Below are 3,793 nucleotides of genomic sequence, written 5' to 3'. Positions count from 1 at the left end.
ACCCGGCGCGCGAGTGGGCGGAAACCGAACTGAAGGCCGCCCGCCTGGTCGCGATAGCGTCGGGCACCGCAACCGACTGAAGCGGGACGCACACCACACCACGCGGGCCCGCCTTCAACGCTCCCGCCGGTCCCCCGCCCGCGTGTTCGGGCAGGGGGGTTGACCGGCGTCCTGCCGCACCTACCGTGCGTCCTGTTCCCGTCCGGCCGCAGTCGAGTGCTGCTTGCGCTGCTGTGGTGTGAGCATCCCGGCACCTGCCCGGTCCCCTCCCCCGCCCAGAGCGGGTCGGGGTGTTGGGCCACCGCAGAGTCCAGTAGCGCACCGCGCCGTTCAGTCGATCGTTCGGCGCCGCACGAGACCGTTCAGTACGCAGGTCAGGCAAGTGCCCACTGAACTCCGCGGTGCGGCCCGACAGCCCCGCAGCGGCTTCAGCAACACAAAATCAATAGCACGAGGAGACCGGTGAATCCGATCACTGTCGAACTGCTCAAAGAGGACTGGGCGGACGCCCCGTACGTCTCCGCCGCTCAACGCGAAGCCCTGGAACGCCTCTCCGACGACGAGCTGAATGCCGCGTTGCAATCCGCGTTCCTCCCGGTGGCCGACACGTACTACTCCGTCCTGGACTGTATCCAGTACGACGCCACAAGGTCGCTACTGAGGGACCTCGGCCTTTGAGGTCAAGGCCAGTCCGCGCGAAGGTCGACGCGGACTGACAGCCCGTTCCTGCCCGGCGCACTCCCGCTGGGCAGGAACGGCACCCTGGCCCCGGTGATTCCCGCACGGCTCCCAGTCCACAGCACACCCGCCGCCGGACCTGCTGGACGGCTTCGTGCGGTGGACGCCCTCGCGGCTACCGCACGAATGAGTTCAGTGCGCAGGTCAGAAGGGCGCTCACTGAACTCTGTGGTGTGGCCCAACACGGGGTGCCCGCTCCGCCCCTTCCCGGCCGCCACCCCACCGCCCACACCCAGCTCCGCCTCGCTCGACCACTCGCTGAGGACCTCCGCCGGCTATGGGAGAAGCCCGCTTCACCCGGACGACTCACCCCGGCGCGAGTCCGGCGAGGGTTCAGGAACATCCGCGCGAAGTCGCTCCTCCCGGCCAGTGCGCCGAAACCTGGAAGACCTGGCCCAGGCCGACCGGTCGGCTCCACCAATCGGCAGAAGGCCCCGCGCTTCGACGTGGGCAAGACCGGACTGCGTGATCTGACGATCAAGGAACGACGACAGCGCATCGAGCAGGGAACGCGACCGCCTGACCGCGTCGTTGGTCCACCTGGAAAGGAGCGTCCGTGAAGACACGTCAGAGGGACCGAGGCGCCCCCGAACCGCAGACACCGTGGAACGAAGTCAGGCCGCGGCTGTGGATAGGCGGGCACTTCTGGGCCAGCCCTGCCGGCGAGGTGCAGACCGCCGTTGTCGATTCTGAATTCGACCTGGTCATAAGCCTGTTTACCCGACCAGGCCACGGACCGCACCCCGGAGTCGACCATCTGATCAGTGAGATCCCGGACGGCCCGCTCACGGCTGAGCAACTCTATTCGGTCCAACAGTTGGCCGTCACGGCCGCTGAGGCCGTACGGAATGACCGCACCGTTCTCGTGCGCTGCCACTCCGGTTACAACCGCTCCGGCCTCGTCGTCGCACAGACCTTGATCGAGCTGGGCCAGGACCCGGCGACCGTCATCACGCTCATCCGGCAGAGACGATCGCCCTGGGCCCTGAACAATCAGACCTTCGAGCAGTACCTCAGTACGGGACTCGACGTCGCCTACCTCCTGGCCGGACTCGAAACCCGCACCTGATCAACAGCGTCAGAGGTTAAAGACAAGCTGAAGGGGCGTCCGGCCGCCATGGCCACCCGGACGTCCCACCCCCGCCCCGTGCTACCGGAAGGACGAGCCCGCATGGCTTCCCGCACCCCGCCCGGCCCGGGCACCGGCGCGCTGCTGCGCGTCATCCTCGACACCGCACCCCTGATCGCCGCCGTGAGCGCCGAACTCCGCGCCCACCGCGAAACCCCTGGTCACCTACACCTTCCACAGCGACTCCGTGACCGCCCGGCTCCGCTCCCGCCCGACGCCTGAGCCCGGTACCTCACGGTCGTGACCGGCGGGGATCCGTGTCGACACAGGACCTCCACGGCCCGCCCGGCCGGGGGTTGACCGGCCGCCCGCCGCCCGTACGGTATGTCCCGTGTCCGGCGATGACCGTCCCGGCCGCCGGGCCCCGGGCCGTCGCCCCGGCCCCGGGGGCGCCGGTGCCGGGGCCGGCCTTTCGCGGCGGACCGCTCGCCCGGCACTCACCCACCCCGTTCCACCGGAAGAGACGAGAAGCCATGACCACCATCGACGCACACACCCGCCACGAGAACGCACTGGCCGCCCTGGCCCAGGCCCAGGACGCGTACACCGCCGAACTGAACCGCAGCCCAGCCCGCACCGGCGACAGCGTCCAGGACGTCCCGCCGGTCCTCCTGTGGGCCGCCGAGATGACCAGGCACGGCGACAAGGTCGCGGACGCCATGATCGAGGTCGCCGAGGCCAAGGTGGCCGCCCGCATCGCAGCGCCGGACTGGGCCGCCACCATTCGGGAGAGGGCCGAGGCCTACCGGGCGCAGACCCACAACGCGTTCTCCTCCGGTCTGACCGCAATCCGACAGGCCGTCCTCGATCACGATTTCCAGGGCGGCCATACGCGGTGACCGGCGCCGTGCCGCGCTCCCGTCGACTGGTCCCATCCCGCCTGCCGTGCTCTGCCCCGTCCGGCCGGGCAGGCCGGGCGTTGGCTGCGGCGCGCAGCGTGCTGGTCGACCACCGGCGGCGGATGGCCGTGGCCACCCTCGGCCGCGCCACCGAAGCCGTCCGGGAGCTCAGCCCTGAGCGTTTCGCCGCGCCGAGGGCCTGAGCCGTCCGGCTCGGCGTCGCACCCCCTCACCGCGAGCGGCCCGGCCCCCCGGAACACCGACGGGTGCACCCACCCCGACCGCACCGCCCCCGGCTGAGCCCGGCCCGCCGACGCCCACGGGGTTGACCGGCGATCTGCCGCTCCTACGGTGTGTCTTGTTCCCAGCCCAGCCGCTGTTTCCCAGTGCCTCCCCACCACCTTCCGGTGGGTCGAGGCGCCCGTGCCGCGCCCATCCCCGCCGACCGTCGGCTCGTTCGTCTTCGCATCTCACGACAGGAGCGCTACTGATGGCCAACGACCGCCACACGTCCATCCCGGACAGCCCGACCTCCGCCGCCGCGTCCGCGACGTCCGCCACCTTCGCGCTGCGACGGGTCACCCAGTGCGAGGGCTGCGAGTTCCCCACGGCCGACCTCGACGCCTACGAGGCGCGGCTGATCACCGTCGACTGGGTGCTCTGCGGCTACCACCAGCGCGAATCCCACCTCCTCCAGGCCGGTTCCAACGGCGCCCTGGAAGCCACCGGCGGCTTTCACTACTTCTGACCCCGCCACCCCGCCCGGGCACCCCTCATCCGGGCGGGGGTACACCGCCCCAGTCCCACCTCATCGTTGTGTCCCCGCAGCCGCCCCCTCCCCCTCAGCGAGGAGGAGCGCGACAGCATCAGGACCCGGCTCATCGCCGACGGCGCCGATCCCGGCCCCGCCGATGCCCCGCCGATCGGCGCGGCAAGCTGAACTAGGCGTGAACGGGGCGTCCGGCCAGCCGGACGCCCCCCCCCCCCCCCCCCCCCCCCCGCCCGGGGGGGGGGGGGGCCCCCCCCGCGGGGGGGGGGGGGGGCGCCCGCGCGCCCGGGCGGGCGCCCGCGCCCCCCCCCGCCGGCG

General features: G+C 71.7%; 5 protein-coding genes and 1 pseudogene. All 6 read left to right on the top strand.

The genetic code is table 11. The features are described from left to right. Positions 1-462: 462 nt before the first annotated feature. The 6 genes and pseudogenes from ABT263_RS38520 to ABT263_RS38495 all read left to right on the top strand — a co-directional run bounded on the left by ABT263_RS38520 (position 463) and on the right by ABT263_RS38495 (position 3,454). On the top strand, positions 463-678 hold the full coding sequence (locus ABT263_RS38520) for a hypothetical protein (protein ID WP_352298556.1): 216 nt from the start codon (positions 463-465) through the stop codon (positions 676-678). A 284-nt stretch (positions 679-962) separates the two neighbouring features. Beyond that, positions 963-1,298, top strand: a pseudogene (locus ABT263_RS38515) (hypothetical protein); the annotation flags it as partial. Beyond that, the gene (locus ABT263_RS38510; protein ID WP_352298553.1) at positions 1,295-1,807 is read left to right on the top strand and encodes a protein-tyrosine phosphatase family protein; all 513 of its coding nucleotides are present in this window, start codon (positions 1,295-1,297) and stop codon (positions 1,805-1,807) included. The pseudogene ABT263_RS38515 and the gene ABT263_RS38510, both read left to right, overlap by 4 nt. A gap of 102 nt (positions 1,808-1,909) precedes the next feature. After that, positions 1,910-2,089, top strand: a complete 180-nt coding sequence (locus tag ABT263_RS38505) for a hypothetical protein (RefSeq protein ID WP_352298550.1) — start codon at positions 1,910-1,912, stop codon at positions 2,087-2,089. A 251-nt stretch (positions 2,090-2,340) separates the two neighbouring features. Continuing rightward, a complete protein-coding gene (locus ABT263_RS38500) occupies positions 2,341-2,706 on the top strand; it encodes a hypothetical protein (RefSeq protein ID WP_352298547.1) in 366 nt (121 codons plus the stop codon). Between the two features lie 490 nt (positions 2,707-3,196). Next, positions 3,197-3,454, top strand: coding sequence for a hypothetical protein (locus ABT263_RS38495; protein ID WP_352298544.1), 258 nt, complete (start codon positions 3,197-3,199; stop codon positions 3,452-3,454). The last annotated feature ends 339 nt before the right edge of the window (positions 3,455-3,793 follow it).

Source organism: Kitasatospora sp. NPDC001603 (assembly GCF_040298365.1).
Taxonomy (GTDB): domain Bacteria; phylum Actinomycetota; class Actinomycetes; order Streptomycetales; family Streptomycetaceae; genus Kitasatospora.
The sequence above is the reverse complement of the archived record's forward strand: the minus strand, read 5'-3'. Positions and strand labels throughout refer to the sequence as shown.